This is a genomic window from Nocardia sp. NPDC002869, assembly GCF_046764065.1.
Lineage (GTDB): Bacteria > Actinomycetota > Actinomycetes > Mycobacteriales > Mycobacteriaceae > Nocardia > Nocardia rhamnosiphila.
This window is the reverse complement of the sequence record NZ_JBKOOL010000106.1, coordinates 1-19,331: the sequence shown is the minus strand read 5'-3', so window position 1 is coordinate 19,331 and position 19,331 is coordinate 1. Positions and strand designations below refer to the sequence as shown.

Here is a 19,331-nt window from a genome sequence, read left to right as displayed (position 1 = left end):
GGATGGATGGCAGCGCCTCTTCGTACGCGCTGGATGGCGACGCGCTCAGAGCGCGCCGGGCCGGGTCACAGGTACTGGCCGCACACCGGCCACGCGCCGGGGCCCTGAGTGGCGAGAACGTTCTCGGCCACGCGGATCTGCTCCTCACGGCTGGCGTGCGCGGCGCTGCCGCTGCCGCCGTTGGCCTCCCAGGTGCTCTGGGTGAACTGCAGGCCGCCGTAGAAGCCGTTGCCGGTGTTGGTGGACCAGTTGCCGCTGCTCTCGCACTCGGCGACGGCGTCCCAGTTGCCCGAGGCGGCCGAAGCGGTGGCGGTGGAAAGACCGAACGGTACGGCAACGAGTGCCCCGGCGATAGCGGTCATGCCGAGAACGCGGGTGCTGAACTTTCGGGTCTTGGACATATGCGAATCCCTGCCTGTGCCCACCGGCAGCGCGTTGGAAGCTTGCGTGCCCCTGTCCCCAGGTGATGTGTCGGGGTTTGATCCGAACCGTGGGACAGGGTTGCCGGCGTTCTCCGGTTCGGTCGGCCCGTCCCGGTCTGGTCGGGGCCTACGAACGACGGTAACGAAGAAATCTCGTCAGATCACGTATCGATAACTATCAATACGTTGATTGGTGCAAAGTGGGAATATGTGGAAAAGTCCAGGTCATAAATGGATTTCTCCCGTACCCATGACGGTCTGCGGCAACACGAAAATGTGACCGGGATCACCGAGAATGAGTAATTCGTGTCACGCGTATAGCGATCGGGTGAACGGGCAATCGCACCGTTAACGTTCTGAGTCCTGTTTCCCGGTTGCTGCCGCGGAGCCCGGGGCGCCAGGGGGTCGATGGTTGCCGAGGTGGCCCGGTGGGTGCCCGGCGGCCGCCGGTTCGGCCTGAGGGTGCGCCGGCCGATACGCACTTTGAGCTGGCGATTTGGCAGTCTTCGGGAGCCGTGTGTAATGTTGTGTTCACCCAACGCGGGGTGGAGCAGCTCGGTAGCTCGCTGGGCTCATAACCCAGAGGTCGCAGGTTCAAATCCTGTCCCCGCTACTAACGGAGAAGGCCCCGGAACCACGGTTCCGGGGCCTTCTCCGTTTCTGTGCTCCGGCCGGGTAGTGGCCGGGCCGGCCGGACGTCGCGGGCCGGCTGCTCGAGGGCCGCCGCTGCGCGATCGGACGCCGCCTCGGTTGCTCGGGGCCACCTGCAAGCGACGCAAGGCCAGCTCAGCGGCATGTTTTGGTGTTGCGACAGGTAGTGCGTAGTGTTGGAGACACCCAACGCGGGGTGGAGCAGCTCGGTAGCTCGCTGGGCTCATAACCCAGAGGTCGCAGGTTCAAATCCTGTCCCCGCTACTACAGGGAAGGTCCCGGAGAGACTCTCTCCGGGACCTTCCCTTTTCCGTGTCGGGGCATCGCGCCCGGTGGCCGCTTCCGCTGTTGGGCGGAGCCGACCGAGGCCGCCGTGGAGCCCGCCGGTCGTGTGTGGTTCTCCCTCGTGCGATCGGCCCGGCAGTAGTGGCATCGCCGAGCCGAGCCGGTGACCGGCTCTCGCGGAAGCTACCGTCCTGCCCGAATCGTCCTGGGTCGGCGGGTGTTCGGCGTGCAGCCCCGGGTGGTGGGCCCGCCGGTGGCCGGATGCGTTGCCGCAGCATAAGAATGGGCAATCATTTGGCTATTCATCAAGGAAAGCGCCTCTGAGCCGGTTGCGGACGGCGAATATCGTTCGAAATGGGTGGTCGGAGCGTATTTATGATCGGACGAATCAGTGATAGCAGGTATGCATTTCATAAATTACATCGGTGCAATTCAACGACCGCTCGGGCGTCGCCGCCGATGATGCGCAGCCGCCCGCCGACTGCCCCCGATGGGCATTGGCGTGATTGGATTCGAGTACTGCCGGGCGGGTTTCCACGGCGGAACCCGGTGGCGTCGTGAGCTCCGGTGGTAGTGGTGTCGCCCTCCGGCGGAGGGCGCGGCGTTGCCGGACGCCGGTCGAGATGCTTTGCTGGATCAACTGCCGCGAACCGGAGGGGATGAGCTGTCGTGCCATCTGATTTCACGCTGAAGGCCGTCAACGTCGTGCACCGAGCCCTGCTGCGTATCAGCTTCGGCCGCCTGGGCACCGAATACTTCGGGATGCCGGCGCTGGAACTGACCACTGTCGGCCGTAAGAGCGGGCAACCGCGCTCGGTCATGCTCACGGCTCCGGTCGTCGAGGGCGACGACTACATCATCGTCGCGTCCCGGGGCGGCGACCCGACCCACCCGGCGTGGTACTGGAACCTTCGCGACAATCCTGCCGTCGAGGTCTCGTTCCGCAACGGTCCGCGCCGGTCGATGACCGCACATGTCCTCTCCGCGGAGCAGCGGGCGCCGCTGTGGTCCCGGATCACCGCCGCCTATCCCGTATACGGGGATTACCAGAAGCGCACCGACCGGGAGATCCCATTGGTCCGGCTCACGCCCACGGCGGGAAACACTTAGCCGCGGGCGGCCGCGACGAGTATCTCGAGTAGGCGAACGGATTCGCCGGGTGTCCATGTGCGGGCGTGGCGATGCCCGGGCCACACGCCGCCGGATCGCGTCGATGCCGGATCGCCGCCACGGTGCGTCCAGGTGCCGGAGTGTATGAGGACGACGGTTCGCGGGGCGTCCTGAGGTCGCGGTGCGTTGCCGTCGACGACGCGCGACCGCGGACTCGAAGCCGGGGTGGTCGATCGTCACCGAGGACGGGCGGGCGATTCGAATTTCAACTGGTCGATCCGCCGCGGTGCAGTGCAGGGTGCCGGGGTTCCGAGGGCGACGTGGGCCGGCCCATTCGGCGGCGTGACCCGGTGTGATCCGGGGGTCCCGTCGCCGCGGCCCTGCGAGAAGCTGCCCTCCCGCGGGACCGATTCGAGGACCCGGCCGCCGGCAGCGCTGCCCGGGTCGGCTATGTCGCCGTGACCTCCGCCGTGGGGCACTGCGGGATGTTCGAGCGACCGGTGGACGTGGCGAACGAACCGGTGCGCGCATCGCCTGGGGGTCCGGCGCCGGGTGTCGGCGCGTTGTCGCGCCGGGCCCGGTGGGCGGCTCAACCGTTGCGAGTGAGGCTCGGAGGCGCCGGTTCGGACTCGGCGGCGGTGGCCGCCGCGGTCGGATCGGTCATGATGTCACGCCACCAGGAATCCAGCCGGCTGGGCTCCGGCCAGATCACGGGTGCGTGCTCGGCGGTCGATTCCACGTCGTTCTCCTCGGGGCCGGTGTTGTCGGGCATCCTTGCCTCCTGTACGCGTGGTGCGCCGGCGGGTCGCCGCGCGTATTCGTACGCTGCTTCGATTGCGCTGCCCCCCCGTAACCGGTGTCGCCGGGAATTCCCGCGACCGAGCAACGTAGTGACAGCAGATCGCCGGACCCGCCCGGTACCAATGTGCCGCAATTCTAGCGTTTTTCGTACCGGCTGCCCACGGGTTGGAATCCGTGGGCAGCCCGTGACTTATTCCTGGTGGAACCATCAGTCCGCGCGGTATTCTGGATGTGTCTGTGCGAGAACATCTTCCGATGCTACGTGATGTGTCGTCGCTCCCGGAGTCGACAAAACGACCGGTTTGTAATATGTAGCGGATGTATTGCGTCATGTATGCGCGCAATCCCGAATTAATGCCGACGTGAATGTACTTTCATTTGATCGTGCAGAACGGGGCGGCATATGAAATCCCGGTGAAGAAATCCCCGGTAGGGCGGTCGACGGGGCAGAACGACGCGGGGAGCGGCCGCTCCCGGCGGTGGTGCTGAGTACACTGCCTGGCATGTCGGTGGCGTCGTCGCGATCGCGGATTCCGGGGGAGATCAACGGATACGAGGCGCGCTGGGAACAGCACAATACCGAGCGTCAGTTGCGCATCCTGCGGGCCGCGGTCGAACTGCTGGAAGAGAAGCCACTGGGCGCGGATGTGCCCGTACGGCAGATCGCCGAACGGGCCGGGGTCGCCAAATCCGTGGTGTACCGGCAGTTCAGCGGCCGGGAGGACCTGGACCGGCGCATCCGGTCGTACCTGATCGACGATCTGGGGGCAGTGCTGGACGCACAGCTGGACGTATCGTCCGGCTCGGTGCGCGAGATCATCACCCGGACGGTTCGCGCGGTCGCGGACTGGATGGGCGACCACCCCAACCTGGCCGCGTTCGCCCGGACCGGCCCGCCGGTCGGCGGACCCGACAGTGTGGACGCCATCTCCAGCCTGAAGCTCCGGATCACCGAGCGGTCACGCGAGCTGATCGATGCGATCGCCCGCATCATGGAGGTGGAGTCGGCCGCGCTGGAGCCGGTGCCGTTCGCCGTGGTGACCATGGTCGAAGGGGTGCTGGCCGCATGGGTCGCCGATCCGGAGCCGAGCCGGACGCGAGCGGAAATGGTCGCGGACCTCTCCGGCTACGCCTGGTACATCCTCGACGGCGCGGCCCGGACGGTCGGTGTGACGGTGGACCCGGACCGGGAACTGGCGCAGGTGGTCGCCGGACTGCGTGGTTCGGCCCCGTGACTGTGCGGGGTCGTCGACCGGGCCGGACGTCGTCGGTCGGCCCGGCCGTCCCGGGTCAGGCCACCGAGGCCCGAACCCGGCGTTCCGGTTCGCTGCGGTAGCGCGAGCGGTCGCCGTCGATTCCGAGTGCCCGCCACAGCCGTGAGGTGATCGGGTTCATCAGGCCGAGCTCGTCGGCGAGGGCGCGCATATCGCCGAAGTAGCCGGACAGGATCCGCCGCGAGTGCGGGCTCCGCCAGAACGCCTCCTCGATGACCTCGCGGGGCACGTCGAAGCGGCGGGCGAACTCCGGCGGCGGCGCCATGATCTCCCCGGCCAGCCAGCGCAGTGCCAGCGGGAAGGACAGCCCGCACAGCGCGGTCGAGACCGGGCCGAGCTTCGCGATATGCGCGCGCAGGAATTCTCCGGCGAAGGAGATGTGGCGGGCCTCCTCGGCGATATGGATCTCCATCGTCCGCACCACCAGCGGCGGTAGGTGCGCGCCGTTGCGGATCATCGCCTTCTGGTAGTGGTCGATCGGCTCCTCGCCGCCGAGGATGCCCAGGAACAGCACCACGTGCGCGTAGCCACCGGCCACCCCGATGAACGGGGAAAGCGCCCGGAAGATCGGCCGCATCCCGGGGACATCGTCGCCGATCCGGTTCACCAGCTCCTGGAACATCTGGATGTGGTTGCACTCTTCGGTCATCTCGTGCAGGCAGTAGCGGAACTCCGGCGACCCGTTGGGCAGTTTCGCGATGTACTGCATCATCCCGCGGATGAGCACGGTTTCGAAGGCCGCGCCGACCTTGATGGCATTGGCGATCCGCCAGCGGCCGATCTCGATCTGTTTCGCCGGCGGTAGTTCCCGGTACCAGCGGGTGGCGCCGAGCGGATCGTAGTCGGGGGAGAGGATCCATCGGGGATCGTCGCGGTCGAGGGCGAGTTCGGGCGCATCCCAATCGATGTCCAGATACGGATCGAACCGGCGGTGCACCGAGCCCTCCGACAGAGTTTCCAGCGTCTCACGGTACCGGGTGTCCAGCTTGGGAGCCCGCGGCGGAGTCGACGGCGTCATCGGTGCCTCCTCGTGCGTATGGCGTACATCTCTCTACGGACGAATTTACCGGGACTCTGAGTCTCAGTAAATAGAGCGCGCGGAGCCGGTGCGCAATCGTGCCCTGTGGGGATAAGCGCGGATATGTGACCGGGGGTGTGCGCGAAGGCGGCGCCCCAGGTCATACCCCGGTCATGCGGGGGTGCGTGCGGGGGATGCGCGCCGGGGGACGGTGCCCGGGCGGCGCGACCGAGAGTGCCGAGATCGCCGGTGTGCAGCCACCCCCGCGCGTCGCGCGCCTCCGCGGTTCTCTCGGGCATACCGCGGTAGCCGTAGGTGACGATCTCGCCGCGCACGAGGATCTGGCCGCTACCGCGCGGCGACAGTGTCCGTGTGTACCCGCAGGGTCTCGATCCGGTCCCGGGTGGGGTGGAAGTCCAGGATCAGCAGCGCCGGACCCGCCGGCAGATCGGCGCTGATCGTGACCGAGCGACCCGCCGCCAGTGTTTTGCCCTGCCGCAGGCCGCGCGCTCGTACGGCCAGCTCCGCGCTGCCGATCGACTCGCCCGACCACAGCAGCACCGTGCCGCGGTCGCCGGTCAGCGCGGTGACCGTCGCGGTATCGCCGGCGGCCGCCGCCGCGCACAAGCGGTGCGCGATCCGTTTCCCGGCGGCGCCGATACCGGTGCACGCCCGGGCCATACCCGTCAGGCCGCGCACGCCCTGATTGCGCAGCAGCAGCCCACCGAGCCGAGTGCCTGCCCGCCAACCTTTCGGCCCGGTGCCCATGAGCTGCCCGACCATGGGCACCAGTTCCCAGTACGCGGCCAGATATCCGATGCGCAGGGCGCCGTCCTGCTCGACCACCTCGTAGCGCAGATGCATCGGCACCCGGACCCGGGCGCCGGTCGACATCGTGATGGTGATGGTGAGATCGCGCAGCACGGTCGCCGGACCGGCGAAATCGTGGGCCACGTCGAACACGATGTCGTTGGGCGCGATGAAGGTGTCGTAGAACCGGGCGATCGCATCGTCTCCGGTGTGTGGGTCCGAGCCGACCGGATCGTTGACCACCGCGCCGGTCGCGAACAGGCCCGCCCACGCCGCCCGGTCGTGGGCCGCTACGGCGCGAGGGGATGCGAGAACGGCCTCGCGCAGATCCGCGGCGGTCGGGTCCAGCGGCATGGTGACTCCCTTCGGGTGGCCGGAATTCGCTCCCACAATAGAACACGTTCTATGGGTGGCCGAGAGTCGTAAACCTGCCTGCTTGTGAAAATGTCGGTGCGGTGCGGCATCATCTGTGCACGCAGCTATTCGACGAACAAGTGAGATTGTCCGGAGTGCCCCATGCCGTCGCGAACACCAGCGAACGCGAAGCCGAAACCCCTGTCCGACAATGACCTCGAGCAGATCGCCGCGGAGATCGAAGCGGGGCGCCCGCCGATGGTCTGGTTCACCGCCGCGGCGGTGGGGGTCACCGAGGGGCGGTCGGGCAAGGTGGTCTCGCTCGGCGATCCCGCCGACGGCGACTTCCTGCAGATCCGGCCCACCGGGTCAAAGGATGTGCTGTCCTTCGGCCCCACCGAGGTCACGACGGTAAAACCCCAGCGTGACAAGCCGGCTGCCGCGCCCCCCGCATCCCCTCCCGCCCCCGAGAAGAAGGAACCGCCCGTGACTCCCGCCGTGTCCCCGTCCCCCTCCGCCCCCTCGGCCGCGGAGCGGAAACCGGCGCCGACCCCGGCGAAGAGTGCTGCCGCCGAGTCGAAACCGGCCGCGGCGCCGCGAACCCCCGCCGCCGCCAAGGCGACCAAGGCACCGGCCGCGCGCAAGGCCAAGACGCCGGAGGTCACCGTCACCATCAACGGCACCGCCGACGGTGAGTGGACCGTCGATGTCACCGCGGGTAAGAAGCGGACCGCGCGGGCGATGCCGGTCACCGGTACAGCCGTGGCGCAGGCGGCGAAACTGTTGCCGCCGGAGGTCTCCGAGGTGGTGGACGGTCTGCTGGACTCGGTGCGGGGCGCCCAGGAAGCGAAGGTCCAGCAGCTGCAGGCCGAACTCGAGCAGGCGCGCAAACTGCTGGAAGAACTGACGGACTGATACGAAGTCGCCGGTAGGCCCGTCCCCGGAGTCGACTCCGCGGGCGGGATCCGGCCGGGTTCCGGAGCGCGCAAGGCGAACGTCCAGGGACCGGCGCCAGCCGAGCATCGGCGCTGTTGTGGGCCGATCCGGGTTTGCCGGGGCACGCGGCAGCGGGTTCTTACACTGCTTCTCCGGATGTCCTGTGTTCCGGGCCGGGCCGGGCCGGGCCGCACGGCTCCGGCGGCAGTGCGGCTCACACAGCCGTTTCCCGCGGCCGCCAGCCGTGGCGGCTCGGTTCGGCCGGGGTGTACCGGATCGAGTCGTGGAACATATAGCCGAAGCCGCGCCGTTTCGCCTGGTACATGGCCGCGTCCGCGTCGCGGATGAGATCGTAGATACTGGCGTCGATATCGCGGGGGCCGCCGCAGGCCAGCCCGATACTGGCCGTCAGCGGTACTTCGCCGGTGCTGAGCTGGAACGGCTTCATGAACACCCCGAGCAGGCGTTCGGCCATTTTGGTCGCTTCCATCCGCTCCAGCGGCGCCAAGACGACGAATTCGTCTCCGCCGTAGCGGGCCACCACATCGTCGCGGCGCACGGTGGAGCGGATCCGGGTGGCGGCCTCGGCGATCAGTTCGTCACCGACGGTGTGCCCGTAGCTGTCGTTGATCGCCTTGAACTCGTCGAGATCGATGAACAGCAGACAGAGCGCGCGTTCGGCCCAGTCCCGGTGCTCACGATGCAGTACCCGCAGCAGCGCGGAGCGGTTGAGCAGTCCGGTGAGCGGATCGTGGTCGGCTTGGTACTGGGCGCGCCGTTCGCTGCGGGCGCTGTGGCCGATCGCGCGTTCGCTGCGGATCAGCAATCCGATGAGCAGCAGGGCGAGCACCGCGGACACGATGATCTGGTCGAGCGGGCTCAGCGGGGCGCGGGCCACCGGCACCAGCGAGGAGAGCACGAGGGCGACGGCGATGACGCTGGCGCGCTGGCGGGAATGGTGGATCCGGATCGTGCGCGGCGCACCCAGCGTCACCATGGTCGGGTGCAGGGCCGCCGCCCCGGCGGCCAGGTACGCGCCGATCAGCGGAAGGACCAGCACTTCCGGCGCCGTGTCCAGGGTGCCGGCGGTGACCAGCCGGTACCCGAGATCAGTCGCCAGCACCCCCGCCAGGGCTGTGCGCAGCAGGCGCAGCGAGGTTTCCGAGCGGCTCGAGGTGGCCAGCGAATGTGCCAGCAAGGTGAGCAGCAGCGCATCGCAGACCGGCAGCGCCACCGCCGTGACCGTGTTCACGTCCGGGGTCTCGGAGTGCAGGACGGGTGCGATGAGGAAGATCCAGGACGCCAGCAGCGCGCCGAGCCCGATCAGTCCCGAATCCAGGATGACATCGGGCTGGGTCCGGGCGTGCCGCGGCCGCAGCCACGTCAGGGCCGCCAGACCGGAGCCGAGGTAACCGGCGAGTGTGCAGATCTCGTCGAGAGGGGTGGACGCGTAGCCGGTCAGCTCCCGCAGCACGGTTCCGGTCGCGAAGGGGAGCGCGGCCCCGGCCAGCAGATACCACGGCAGCGGATGTGACGGACGGTGCCGGCGCAGACCGAAGACCATCATGACGACGGTGCCGGCGGCCGCGATCAAGGTGGCCGCCACCGACAGCGGACGGGACCCGAGTATCAGATGCGCCAGGAGCGGCGCGCCCACCATCACGGAAAACGCTGCGCCATACCATATCCGGTGGATACCGTGCCGACCTGCTCCCTGCGGTTCGCTGATGATCATCAGCCCCCCTTTGATCGCTCCATTCCCGGTGAAATCGAGCCGCGTCGCAGGCCTGGGTCCTTATCTGTCTGTCGTGCTCTACCTGTCCATCGAGCGGCGGCTGACGCAAACCGAGTGTTCCTGTACGAGGGGATGTCCGAGCCGTCCGCGGTGCGTCCGGCCCACCAAACCTGGACTATGGATCCGATGATGGCACGCACTGTCGAATTTGTCGCTCTCTTGGCGCAACAACGTCGTAACAGGTGTCTCGATGGTGGCGGCGCGGCGGATCTCGGGCACCGGCGAGCGGCTCGTACGGTGGTCCGGTGACCGAACGTGCGGAGTACATCACCCCCGGCGGGCGTCGTCGATGGTCGGCACCGGGCCGGGTCAACCTGATCGGCGAGCACACCGACTACAACGACGGCTTGGTGCTGCCGATAGCGATACCCCTGGTGGTCACCTGCGAAGGTGTCCGGCACGCCGACGATCTGGTCCGGGTGGGCTCGCGTCAGCGGCCGGGCGAACCGGTGCGGCTCCCGGCCGCGGCGCTGGCCACCGAGCGCGACCTGTTGCCGGGCTGGGCGCGGTACCCGCTGGGCGTCGTCGCGGAGTTCGGGCGCCGGGGACACGGGATCGAGGGCTTGGAACTGGATTTCGACGGCGCGGTTCCGGCCGGGGCCGGGCTCTCCTCGTCGGCGGCGCTGTGCTGTGCCGCGGCGGTGGCGGTCCGTGGTCTGTGTGCGCCGGAGGTCGGCGACCGGGAGTTGATCGATATCGCCCGGGCCGCCGAAAACGACTATGTGGGCGCGCCCACCGGAATCCTGGATCAGGCGGCGTCCATTCTGTGCACCGCGGGACACGCCCTGTACCTGGACGTGCGTGCCTTCGGTGCGGCCGATTCGGGTGGTTACGACCGGATTCCGTTCGATCTCGCGGCCACCGGCCTGCGGCTGCTGGTCATCGATACGGGGCAGACCCATGAGCACGCGGCCGGGGGATACGGCGCCCGGCGCGCCGAATGCGCCGCCGCCGCGGCGGCGCTCGGGGTCGCATCGCTACGCGATATCGATGACGCGGGCCAACTGTCCGGGCTCACCGATCCGGTGCTGTACCGGCGGGTCCGGCATGTACTGAGCGAGAACGACCGGGTGCGCGCAGTGGCGGAACTGCTGCGCTCGGGCGCCGACCCGCGCGAGATCGGTCCGCTGCTCGATGCTGGACACGATTCGCTGCGTGACGATTTCGAAGTGTCCACCGAGGTGCTGGACGCGGCGGTGGACGCCGCTCGCGCGGCCGGCGCCTACGGGACACGGATGGTCGGCGGCGGTTTCGGGGGCAGCATCATCGCCCTGGTCGATACCGATGCCGCCGGACGGGTCGAGCGGGAGGTCCGGGAACGCCTCGCGAGCAAGGGTTTTCCCGACGCGCGGACCCTCGAGGCCGTGGCCGGTCCGGGAGCCGGCCCGGTCGGTTGAGGAGGCTCGGTCGGTCGAGAAGGTTCGGTGCCGCGGCGATCCCGACACCGAACCTTCCTGCTCAGACCGCCGGACGCGCGCGGCGCAGCGCGCCGACGAGGATGTCGACCGCGAGGAAGGCCAGCAGGCTCAGGCCGAATACCGGAGCGAACCAGCCGATCAGGGCGGCCGCGCCCAGCGCCGGCACCGCCAGGACCGCCGATCGGCGCAGTGCGCCGCGGCGCGGCGGCCTGCCCACCGCGAAGATGCGGGCCGTTGCGGTGGGCCGGCGCCGCCACCACATGAGATATCCGCGCACGATCACCGTGATCAGCCCGATCGCCGCCGCCAGCAGTAACAACTGGTTGAGCACACCGAACATCAGGCCCATATGGAGCTGGATGCCCCAGTTGGCCATCTTGGCCATGAATGGCCACTCGGAGTAGGGGAGCCGATCGGTGACGGTGCCGGTGGCCCCGTCGACGGCCGCGGCATCGGCGGTCAGTGTGCCCGACAGCCGTCGTTCCTTCACCGCGAACGCCGTCCCGTCGGCCGCCGGGATCGTGATCTCGGCGGGGCGGGTGACTCCGGCCTCGCGTGCCGCGGCCAGTACCCGGTCCAATTGCTGGATCCGATCCGCTGGCACCGAATGGCCCGCCGGATGGCCGCCGTGATGGTCACCGTGCCCGGTATCGGCCGGCGCCGTCGCCCCGGGCAGCGCGGTCGTGACGGTGGGGGTGGTCCAGCTGAGGTTCTCCCGGAGTGCCTCGATATTGGCACCCGCATAGGTCGACCAGGTCAGCCCGGTGGCCGAGAGGAGCAGCGCCGCCGGGAGAATCCACACCCCGACCACCGCATGCCAGTTCAACCGGCGTTCCCGCCCGTTCGCGCGGTTCGGGACGAACAGCCACCGCGCCGTATTACGCTGCCGCCGGCCGCGTACCCGCCGGGTCCACAGGGCGAGCCCGGCGAGCGCGATCAGCCACAGCCAGGAGGCCGCCAGCTCGGAGTACAACCGGCCGGGTTCGCCGAGATGCAGATGGCGGTGCATCTGGGACACCCACGCCCGGAACGGCAGCGCACCGGAACTGCCGTACACCACCGATTCGCCCACCGGCCGCGCGGTCACCGGGTCGACGAAGACGGCCCGCCGCTCGGATTCGCCGAGGGCGGGATCGCTGAACAGCACCCGGGTGGTGTCACCCGGTGCCGGCGCGGGCGCGACCGCCACCAGGGTGAGATCCGGCCGGACCGCGGTCCCGGCGGTCACCTGTTCGGCCAGGGGCCGCTCGGGCCCACGGGAATCCACGGTCAGCAGATCCCGGTTCACGAAGGATTCGATACTCGGCGCGACGGCGTAGAGCCCGCCGGACACCGCCGCGATCAGGAGGAACGGCCCCACGAAGAGGCCGGCGTAGAAATGCAGCCGCAGCGCGAGCGCGCGGAACGCGCCGCTGCTCGGCCGGGGCGAATCGGTCACCGGAGCAGCGCTTTCGGGCGCCGCGGGGACCTCGGTGGTACTCATCGGTGTTACCTGCGTCCTGTGCCGGCCCGGCACCCGGCCGGAGCAGGCGGGTGCGCGGGGACGCGGCGCGCACCGAGAAATCGGGTCGCCGCGCTGAGAGACCCGGCCGGGGCCACGGGCGCGGGTGCGCGCGGAGTTCACCGCAGCGACGGCCGGCGCCCGGCCGGGAGGGCCGGGTGGGAGATCAGATCAGTACGGCCCGGGGCGGTGCCCGGGTGCGGCCCGTATCGGCCGTGAGGATCCACGCGACGACCCGGTCGCGGTGCAGTAGGCGCAGCGGTAGTGGGTCCGGGGTTGCCGGTGGCCGGTGCGCGACCGGTACCAGGCGCGCCAGGGCGGTGGCGACGACCCGGTAGGCGAATTCGGCTCCGCGCACGACCATCGCCGCGGCGCAGGCGACAACCACGTGCGCCGCGAGCATGGTGGGGGTCAGCTGGAGATCACCGTGGTGCAGATGGCCGGAACTCCAACCCAGACTCGAATGGCCGAGCAGTTGCCCGGCTGTCAGTGCCGCGGCGAGTCCGGTGGTGCCGGTGCGCAGCGGGCGCACACCGGTGACCAGGGCACCGATCGCCGCCGCCGTCAGCGCCAGCAGGACGACCGCCGTCCCATCGGGCGAACTCGTCCGGTCCGCCCAGCCGTGCGCGGCCACCGAGACGGCCCCCGAGATCAGGCCGGCCGCCGCACCGCGGATGCGGGCGGCGCCGAGCTGGTCCACCACATGGGTGGAACCGAACCTGATACGCACCAGAGGATGATATCCGACCCGCGCCCTGCCTGGGGCCGGCCGATATCCGGTCCGGCCTGCTCCGGGCGCGCGCACCCGACCGTGCGGGGCGGAAGGATCCGGGCGTAACCGCTCGGGTTCCCGGCTCTTCACCCACGGCGCGGAGCTGCTGCCCGGGGCGCTGGGGATTCAGCTGCCGGGTTCCAATTCCATCAGCGGTTTCCGCAGCAGTTTCCCGGTGGCGTTGCGCGGCAGTTCGTCGAGGAACACCACTTCGCGCGGGACCTTGTAGCGGGCCAGATTCGCCTTGACGTAGTCCTTGATCTCCTGGGCGTCGCGTGTCGAATCCGGCCCCGGGACCACCACGGCGCGCAGCCGTTTGCCGAACTCCCGATCGTCCACGCCGACCACCGCGGCCTCGAGTACATCGGGGCGTTCGGCGATGAGGTGTTCGACCTCCTGCGGGAACACGTTCTCGCCACCGGAGACGATCATGTCGTCGTCGCGGCCGTCGATGAACAGCAGGCCGTCGGAATCGAGATGCCCGACATCGCCGCTGGACATCATGCCGTCGACGGTCTCCTTGGTACGCCCGTCGGTGTAGGCCTTGAAGGCGTGCGGGTTGTCGATGAAGATCGTGCCGGTGACATTCGGCGCGGTGATCCGCTTGCGGTTCTCGTCGTAGAGGGCGATCCGCACCCCGACCGGCGCCCGGCCCGCGGTGGTCGGCGACTTCTTCAGCTCCTGCGGCGTCGCCACGGTGATCACCGCGCATTCGGTGGAGCCGTACAGGTTGTACAGCACATCTCCGAAGTACTCGCCCGTGCGCACCACGACATCGGGCTGGATGGCCGAACCCGCCGCGAAGATCACCCGGAGCGAGGAGACATCGTAGCGGTCGAGCACCTCTTTCGGCTGGTCCAGGATGCGTTGCAGCATGGTGGGCACCACGACCAGTGAGTCCGCCCGATAGCGGGCGATATTGGCCAGGGTGAGCTCCGGGTCGAACCGGCGCTGCTGGAATACCACCCGGTTGCCCAGCGCCAGGCCCAGGGAGAACTGGGACAGTCCGGTGCCGTGGAAGATGGGCGCGGCCATCACCATGGTGCCGTCGGTCGGCAGCGGCACCCGGTCGATGAACTGGGCGGTGATGAACGGGCTGACCTTGTCGCGCGGGGCGCCCTTGGGCGTGCCGGTGGTACCGCTGGTGAGGATGACCATCCCACCCGGTGTGGTGGGTGCCGCCAGCGGTGCGGTGGACTGCCCCGCCGATACGGATTCGACCGTCGGGATCGCGGGGTCGGCACCATCGGATTCGTCGACCCAGGTGAGGATGCGCGGGATCGCGGCGGGGATGGCGCTCATCAGGTCGAAGAACTCGCTGTCGTGCAGCACCGCTTTGATCTTCTCGCGTTCGGCCACGTCGGCGAACTGCGGTTTGGCGAAGCCGGTGTTCATCAGGACCGCGCGCAGGCCGAGTTTGCCGGCCGTCAGCATGCTCAGCACCATGCCGCGGTGGTCGCGGGCCAGGACCGCGACCACCTCGCCGGGCCGCAGTCCGCGTTCGGTGAGGCCACGGGCGAAGGCGTTTGAGCGGTTGTCGAGTTCGCGGAAGGTGAGTTCCCCCGCCTCGTCGACGATGGCGGGGGAGTCGGGGCGGGTCTGCACGGCGTGCATGACCACACCGGCGAAGGGGCCGTACTTGGTCGCGTTGCTCATCGACCGGAGGGCGTGGTCGAGCCGCAACGGATCGAAGAGACCGCGTTTGCGCATCACGTTCACGGCCGAGGCGATATCGCCGGCTCTGCGAACGGGGCCGGGCAGCGACAATGTCATCGGCGACAACCTTCCGCGGTGTACCGCCGGGAACGGCGGTTACCTCCTCGAACTCCTGTGCACCGCCCACCCTAGCAACCATCGCGGGGACTGCCGGCCCATTGTCTCGGACAGTAGGGAAACCGGGACGCTACTGTGAGATTTCCCGGTTTCCCGTCGAGAAAGGTTGTCAGGCCTCGTATTCCACCAGCACCCGGCGCAGCAGTTTGCCGGTCGGGTTGCGCGGCAGATCGTCGAGGAAGACGACCTCGCGCGGCACCTTGTACCGCGCCAGGTTCTCCTTGACGTAGGTCTTGATCTCGGCCTCGTCCGGAGTGTGCCCGGGTTCGGGGACGATGAACGCGCGCAGCCGCTTCCCGAACTCCGCATCGTCCACGCCGACCACCGCGGCGTCGAAGATGTCCGCGCGCTCGAGCAGCAGGTTCTCGACCTCCTGCGGGAAGACGTTCTCCCCGCCGGAGACGATCATGTCGTCGTCGCGGCCGTCCACCATGAGCAGGCCGTCCTCGGTGAAATGGCCGACGTCGCCGCTGGACATGTAGCCGTCGATGATCTGCTTGTGCCGGCCGTCGGTGTAGCCCTCGAAGGGCGCGCCGCTGCGGACGAAGATCCGGGCGGTGACATTCTTGGCGGTCACGGCCTTGTCGTTGTCGTCGTAGAGGCGGACATCGCAGGTGAGCGGCGGACGGCCGACCGTGCCGGGGGCCTTGGCCAGGTCGGCCGGCCGGGCCACGGTGGCGATGGCGACCTCGGTGGAGCCGTAGAGGTTGTACAGCACGTGCCCGAATGTGTCGGTCGCCTTGACGCACAACTCGGGCGACAGCGCCGAACCCGCCAGGATGATCCCTTTCAGCGAGGACGTGTCGTACTTCGCCCGGACCTCGGCGGGCAGTTCCACCATCCGGTGCAACATGGTCGGCACCGCGACCAGCAGCTGGGCCTTGTGGTCGGAGATCATTTTCAGGGTGGCCTCGGCATCGAACCGGCGCCGCATGACGATCTTGTTGGTGAGACCGATGCTCACCAGGTACGTGCCCAGACCGGTGCTGTGGAAGATCGGCGAGACGATGACGACGGTGCCGCGCTTCGGGAACGGCATGCGGTCCAGGAACTGCGCGGTCGCCACCGGGCCGGCCTTCTCCCGCGGTGCGCCCTTCGGCAGACCGGTGGTGCCGCTGGTGAGGATGATGAAACCACCCGGTTTGGCGGGCACCGGCAGCGTTTCGGTGCCGTTCTCGGCGATCAGATCGTCCAGCGTCCGGGCGCCCGCGGGGACTTCGGTGCCCTCCTCGACCCAGGTGAGGACTCGGGGCATATCCGCGGGCAGCGCGTCGAGCAGGCCGAGGAATTCGCTGTCGTGCAGGACCGCTTTGACCTGCTCCCGTTCGCACACCTCGGCGAACTGCGGTTTGGCGAAGCCGGTGTTCATCAGCGCGATCTTCACGCCGAGCTTGCCCGCGGCGGCCATGGAGAGGATCAGTCCGCGATGGTCCCGGGCGAGGATGCCGATCACGGTGCCCTCGGTGATCCCCGCGTCGCGCAGCCCGTGGGCGATCTTGGTGGACTGCTCGTCCAGTTCGCGGTAGGTCAGCTCACCGCGTTCGTCGGCCAGTCCGGGCGCGTCCGGCGCGATGCGCGCGGAGTGCATGATCAGGGTGGCCTGCGGGATGTAGGTCTTGGAATCCTTCAGCGTCCGCAGCGTTTCCCCCGGATTCTTCAGATCGATGAATCCGCTGGACTGCAGCAGCCCGTATGCCTTGACGACTTCCAGCGTGTGCGCCAGGTTCACCTTCGAACACCTCCACAGATCCTCGCGTCGGCACTCGACCTAGCGATTCCGAACGGCATATCGGTGGCCACCGTAGCAGTGAAAGTGTAATCGCTCACAACGTACGCTCCGGACAAAAAAGACATCCGCGAGCGGTCGCCGAGGCGGCCGGTGCGGGCAGGCGTCGAATCGTCGACGCACTCGCGCGCACCGGCCCCCGGCGCCTCGGGTCAGTTGTAGACCGAGCCCAGCGACGGGAAAGTGATGTCGCCGCGCACGTACTGGAACCCGTCCGGGTGTTCTGCGCTCACCGGCACCGGCCAGCGGTGCCACAGGTTGCCGTACACCGCGGCGACGATCAGACCCGGGCCCGGATCGATCGGCCGGGTGCGGATCGTGGTGTCGGCGATGATGTCCCGATGCTCGGTGAGCTGCTCGATACCGCTGCGGCCGTTGTTGAGGTTGAGCCATACGACATCCAGCCGTGCGCCCGTCTGATCCGGGGCGATCGTGCCCGGTCCGCCGAAGAACGCGAACCGGAAGCCGTCGAGGTTCAGCGACAGACCCGAGCCGTACATTCCCGGACCGCCGCCGCGGCCCACGGTGGATTCGGCCGGGATCTGGAACGGTTGCGCGGGCAGCGCGGCATCACGCGTGGCCGCGGCGACCCGCGCGTCACCGAGCAGCCGGGATACCGCCTGTTCGGCGGCCGGATCACCGGTCGCCGCGGTGTGCAGGGCCTGCGTGGCCGAAGCCCAATCGACCTGGGCGGGCTCGGCGGTCGCGTGTCCGGTGAACAGAACAGTGGCTGCGGCGGTCCCCATGGCAGAGGTGAGGAGCCGCCGGGTAAAGGCAGATATACGCATAACCAATCTCCTTGCAGGGGCGGATATCCGGGGTACTGCTCAGTGGCTCGGTGTGGGTGCTGCGAGGTGGAACCGGTGCCGGTGCGGCGGAGCGAGCGGGGAGCGGATCCGGCGGCACCGATCGGGGCTGTCCGATCGAACAAACACTGTCACTCGGCCCCGTTGGTGTCCAGGACCGCCGCGCGGCCGGTCGGTCGCGGTTTCGTATCCGATTTCGACGCCGGATCAGTCGGCGGTGACCGCGCGCTGGAGCAGCTGCTGCAGGGTTTGCTGTTCCTGCCGGGTGAGGGGTTGTAAGGGGGAGTCGGCCGCGAGTAGGTCGAGCAGCCGGGTACGTAGTTCGCTGCCCGCCGGGGTGAGTACGAGTTGTCTGGCCCGGCGGTCCGTGGGGTGGGCGCGCCGTTCGACATGGCCGTTCGCCTCGAGCCGGTCGACGATGAACGTCGCGTTCGAGGGTTCACAGCTCATTCGCTCGGCCAGCTCGCGCATGGTCATCGGGCCGGTCAGCTCGCGGAGTGCGACCGCCTGCGGCGCGCTGAGGCCCAGCGGCGTGGCTCGCAGGCGCACGTGGTTCTCGATGCGGTGGTTGAGAGCGTTGACCAGTCCGCACAGTTCGCGCTCCGCGGCCGCGAGGCTCTCGGCGTGCGCTCCCCGTGAATTGCTCATGGTGACGATCCTAGCGAAGTGCATCCAACTTTAATAGTTGCAACTATAATCATTCTAACTTTAAGCTTATGGCGAGTGGCCGACCGCCACACACCGCCCGAGCCAGGAGTTTCACCATGACCATCGCCCATCCGGCCGCCGAACCCACCGATCCGATCGCCGTCACCACCGGACCCGGTGCCGGACAACGCCTGCGCCGCCCGGGACGTCTCCGGTCGATCCGGATGGGGGAGCTGACCGTCACCTACGTACCCGACGGGGCGGTGGGCCTGGCACCGCGCGGCTGGCTGCCCGACACCACCGCCGCGGACTGGGTGGCGCACGCCGATCACCTCGACGAGAAGGGCTACCTGGTAGCCGGCATCGGCGGGCTGCTCGTCGAACTCGGGGACCGCGCGCTGCTGATCGACACCGGCGTCGGGCCGGTGGCGGTGCCCGACGACCCGGGCAACCCGCTGATCGGCGCAATCAGCGGCGGCGCGTTGCTGGAGAACCTGGCCCGGGCCGGCCGGGCGCCGGACACCATCGAGGCGGTGGCATTCACTCATCTGCACGGCGACCACATCGGCTGGGCGTCCCATCCGGCGGTCGCCGGCGGCCCGGTGTTCATCGCAGCCGACTACCTCGTCGCCGAAACGGAATGGGCGCACCGGCATCCGTCGCCCGAACACGCGGTGACCCCGGACATGCTCGAGGTGATGAGCCCCAAGGTCCGCACGATCGCCGACGGCGAAGAGATCTTCCCCGGTGTGCGGGCGGTGGTGGCGGCCGGCCATACCGCCGGGCATACGAGCTACTCGATAATGTCCGGCGGCCGGCGTCTGCTCGCCTTCGGCGACGCGCTGCACACGCCGCTACAGGTCCGGTATCCGCACTGGTCTGCGGGAGCGGATCACGACCGGGTCCGGTCGGCGCAGGCGCGGCACCGGCTGGTCGACGAACTCGCCGCCACCGGTGACCTGGCCTTCGGCAACCATTTCGCCGACGTCGTATTCGGTACGGTCGCCCGCGACGGCGCCGGCCATACCTCCTGGGTGCCGCTGCCCTGACTTCCGGTCGCCCCCGACGCCGCCCGGATGAAGTAGAGGCCGGTGCGGGCTCGCCGGACGAG

General features: G+C 68.9%; 16 protein-coding genes and 2 tRNA genes. 7 read left to right on the top strand and 11 right to left on the bottom strand.

Annotated elements, in window-relative coordinates:
- Positions 1 to 65 precede the first annotated feature (65 nt).
- Entirely contained in the window at positions 66 to 401 is a 336-nt protein-coding gene (locus ACLML9_RS19320) for a transglycosylase family protein (RefSeq protein ID WP_030523436.1), read from the bottom strand.
- A gap of 560 nt (positions 402 to 961) precedes the next feature.
- Between ACLML9_RS19320 and ACLML9_RS19315 the strand changes: the two genes are divergently transcribed.
- From ACLML9_RS19315 to ACLML9_RS19305, 3 genes are all read left to right on the top strand, one after another.
- Positions 962 to 1,035 (top strand) — tRNA-Met (locus ACLML9_RS19315).
- A gap of 228 nt (positions 1,036 to 1,263) precedes the next feature.
- A tRNA-Met gene (locus ACLML9_RS19310) sits at positions 1,264 to 1,337 on the top strand.
- 690 nt (positions 1,338 to 2,027) lie between these two features.
- Positions 2,028 to 2,468 carry a nitroreductase family deazaflavin-dependent oxidoreductase gene (locus ACLML9_RS19305; protein ID WP_411946840.1) on the top strand — a complete coding sequence of 147 codons (441 nt, stop codon included), beginning with the start codon at positions 2,028 to 2,030 and terminating at the stop codon, positions 2,466 to 2,468.
- Positions 2,469 to 3,057: 589 nt separating this feature from the next.
- Here ACLML9_RS19305 and ACLML9_RS19300 read toward each other — a convergent pair.
- Positions 3,058 to 3,240: a hypothetical protein gene (locus tag ACLML9_RS19300; protein WP_411946839.1), complete on the bottom strand. Its 183-nt coding sequence runs from the start codon at positions 3,238 to 3,240 to the stop codon at positions 3,058 to 3,060.
- Between the two features lie 532 nt (positions 3,241 to 3,772).
- On the opposite strand from ACLML9_RS19300, the gene ACLML9_RS19295 reads away from it, so the two are divergent.
- Positions 3,773 to 4,504, top strand: a complete 732-nt coding sequence (locus ACLML9_RS19295) for a TetR/AcrR family transcriptional regulator (RefSeq protein ID WP_411946838.1) — start codon at positions 3,773 to 3,775, stop codon at positions 4,502 to 4,504.
- 55 nt (positions 4,505 to 4,559) lie between these two features.
- Here the strand turns inward: ACLML9_RS19295 and ACLML9_RS19290 are convergent, their stop codons facing one another.
- Positions 4,560 to 5,561 carry an AurF N-oxygenase family protein gene (locus tag ACLML9_RS19290; protein WP_411946837.1) on the bottom strand — a complete coding sequence of 334 codons (1,002 nt, stop codon included), beginning with the start codon at positions 5,559 to 5,561 and terminating at the stop codon, positions 4,560 to 4,562.
- 348 nt (positions 5,562 to 5,909) lie between these two features.
- Positions 5,910 to 6,725, bottom strand: coding sequence for a nuclear transport factor 2 family protein (locus ACLML9_RS19285; RefSeq protein WP_411946836.1), 816 nt, complete (start codon positions 6,723 to 6,725; stop codon positions 5,910 to 5,912).
- A 162-nt stretch (positions 6,726 to 6,887) separates the two neighbouring features.
- On the opposite strand from ACLML9_RS19285, the gene ACLML9_RS19280 reads away from it, so the two are divergent.
- On the top strand, positions 6,888 to 7,640 hold the full coding sequence (locus ACLML9_RS19280) for a DUF6319 family protein (protein ID WP_411946835.1): 753 nt from the start codon (positions 6,888 to 6,890) through the stop codon (positions 7,638 to 7,640).
- Between the two features lie 235 nt (positions 7,641 to 7,875).
- On the opposite strand, the gene ACLML9_RS19275 is transcribed toward ACLML9_RS19280, so the two are convergent.
- Positions 7,876 to 9,321 (bottom strand): diguanylate cyclase domain-containing protein, encoded by a 1,446-nt coding sequence (locus tag ACLML9_RS19275; RefSeq protein WP_411946834.1) that lies wholly within the window; start codon positions 9,319 to 9,321, stop codon positions 7,876 to 7,878.
- Between the two features lie 380 nt (positions 9,322 to 9,701).
- Here ACLML9_RS19275 and galK point away from each other — a divergent pair, with 380 nt between their 5' ends.
- On the top strand, positions 9,702 to 10,853 hold the full coding sequence (galK, locus tag ACLML9_RS19270) for a galactokinase (protein ID WP_411946833.1): 1,152 nt from the start codon (positions 9,702 to 9,704) through the stop codon (positions 10,851 to 10,853).
- Between the two features lie 61 nt (positions 10,854 to 10,914).
- Here galK and ACLML9_RS19265 read toward each other — a convergent pair whose 3' ends face one another.
- The 6 genes from ACLML9_RS19265 to ACLML9_RS19240 form a co-directional block, all read right to left on the bottom strand.
- Positions 10,915 to 12,357, bottom strand: coding sequence for a PepSY-associated TM helix domain-containing protein (locus ACLML9_RS19265; protein WP_411946832.1), 1,443 nt, complete (start codon positions 12,355 to 12,357; stop codon positions 10,915 to 10,917).
- A gap of 184 nt (positions 12,358 to 12,541) precedes the next feature.
- Positions 12,542 to 13,105, bottom strand: coding sequence for a hypothetical protein (locus tag ACLML9_RS19260; RefSeq protein WP_411946831.1), 564 nt, complete (start codon positions 13,103 to 13,105; stop codon positions 12,542 to 12,544).
- Positions 13,106 to 13,273: 168 nt separating this feature from the next.
- Positions 13,274 to 14,920, bottom strand: coding sequence for an acyl-CoA synthetase (locus tag ACLML9_RS19255; RefSeq protein ID WP_411946830.1), 1,647 nt, complete (start codon positions 14,918 to 14,920; stop codon positions 13,274 to 13,276).
- A gap of 169 nt (positions 14,921 to 15,089) precedes the next feature.
- Complete coding sequence (locus ACLML9_RS19250) at positions 15,090 to 16,709, bottom strand: acyl-CoA synthetase (protein ID WP_411946829.1); 1,620 nt, start codon at positions 16,707 to 16,709, stop codon at positions 15,090 to 15,092.
- Between the two features lie 209 nt (positions 16,710 to 16,918).
- Positions 16,919 to 17,554 carry a hypothetical protein gene (locus ACLML9_RS19245; RefSeq protein WP_411946828.1) on the bottom strand — a complete coding sequence of 212 codons (636 nt, stop codon included), beginning with the start codon at positions 17,552 to 17,554 and terminating at the stop codon, positions 16,919 to 16,921.
- 225 nt (positions 17,555 to 17,779) lie between these two features.
- Entirely contained in the window at positions 17,780 to 18,220 is a 441-nt protein-coding gene (locus ACLML9_RS19240) for a MarR family winged helix-turn-helix transcriptional regulator (RefSeq protein ID WP_411946827.1), read from the bottom strand.
- Between the two features lie 116 nt (positions 18,221 to 18,336).
- Here ACLML9_RS19240 and ACLML9_RS19235 point away from each other — a divergent pair, with 116 nt between their 5' ends.
- Positions 18,337 to 19,269, top strand: a complete 933-nt coding sequence (locus ACLML9_RS19235) for an MBL fold metallo-hydrolase (protein ID WP_411946826.1) — start codon at positions 18,337 to 18,339, stop codon at positions 19,267 to 19,269.
- Positions 19,270 to 19,331 lie beyond the last annotated feature (62 nt).

Coding starts and splice junctions, on each gene's coding strand:
- ACLML9_RS19320 (WP_030523436.1), bottom strand. CDS start 401: ATGTCCAAGACCCGAAAGTTCAGCACCCGCGTTCTCGGCATGACCGCT.
- ACLML9_RS19300 (WP_411946839.1), bottom strand. CDS start 3,240: ATGCCCGACAACACCGGCCCCGAGGAGAACGACGTGGAATCGACCGCC.
- ACLML9_RS19295 (WP_411946838.1), top strand. CDS start 3,773: ATGTCGGTGGCGTCGTCGCGATCGCGGATTCCGGGGGAGATCAACGGA.
- ACLML9_RS19290 (WP_411946837.1), bottom strand. CDS start 5,561: ATGACGCCGTCGACTCCGCCGCGGGCTCCCAAGCTGGACACCCGGTAC.
- ACLML9_RS19285 (WP_411946836.1), bottom strand. CDS start 6,725: ATGCCGCTGGACCCGACCGCCGCGGATCTGCGCGAGGCCGTTCTCGCA.
- ACLML9_RS19280 (WP_411946835.1), top strand. CDS start 6,888: ATGCCGTCGCGAACACCAGCGAACGCGAAGCCGAAACCCCTGTCCGAC.
- ACLML9_RS19275 (WP_411946834.1), bottom strand. CDS start 9,321: ATGGTGGGCGCGCCGCTCCTGGCGCATCTGATACTCGGGTCCCGTCCG.
- ACLML9_RS19265 (WP_411946832.1), bottom strand. CDS start 12,357: ATGAGTACCACCGAGGTCCCCGCGGCGCCCGAAAGCGCTGCTCCGGTG.
- ACLML9_RS19255 (WP_411946830.1), bottom strand. CDS start 14,920: ATGACATTGTCGCTGCCCGGCCCCGTTCGCAGAGCCGGCGATATCGCC.
- ACLML9_RS19245 (WP_411946828.1), bottom strand. CDS start 17,554: ATGCGTATATCTGCCTTTACCCGGCGGCTCCTCACCTCTGCCATGGGG.
- ACLML9_RS19240 (WP_411946827.1), bottom strand. CDS start 18,220: ATGAGCAATTCACGGGGAGCGCACGCCGAGAGCCTCGCGGCCGCGGAG.
- ACLML9_RS19235 (WP_411946826.1), top strand. CDS start 18,337: ATGACCATCGCCCATCCGGCCGCCGAACCCACCGATCCGATCGCCGTC.